This is a genomic window from Pseudomonas sp. F01002 (assembly GCF_004402115.1).
Taxonomy (GTDB): Bacteria; Pseudomonadota; Gammaproteobacteria; order Pseudomonadales; family Pseudomonadaceae; genus Aquipseudomonas; species Aquipseudomonas frigoris.
Map to the genome: position 1 here is coordinate 1 of NZ_SOPU01000021.1, position 409 is coordinate 409.

Consider the following 409-nt stretch of genomic DNA (forward strand, 5'->3'; position numbering starts at 1 on the left):
GACTGGTTGTGCACCCGGTCACGCACCATGAACGTGACGGCCAGGCCTTCGAGGCCGGAGTCCCCGGCCGCGAGGATGGTTTGTTCGTCGACGTGGACCTTGATCGGGTTGTTCACCGGGGCGTCGATCTGCGCCTGGGTGACCGGCGCCGACAGCACCAGCTTGCCGCCCCAGCTCGCCGTGATCACGTCGCCCAGCGCAATGTTGGGGTAAGGCAGGCTGGAGCCGCTGCCGGGTTTAGCCTGGATGAGGATGTCGACGCCGTTTTTGGCGCTGTCCTTGTCCACGCCATCCTGGACGATCTCCGCCGGCTCGAAGGTCATGTACAGATTGGAATGCCCATAGTCCGGGTCCGTGTCCTGGCCGCCGGGAATGTCGAGTTTGACGTAGAGCTTGAGCGGCGGGGTGA

Annotated in this window: 1 pseudogene; it reads right to left on the reverse strand. The window is 64.5% G+C overall.

Going from position 1 to position 409, the window contains the following annotated elements:
* Positions 1–409 (reverse strand): annotated as a pseudogene (locus E3W21_RS18145) (hypothetical protein); the annotation flags it as partial.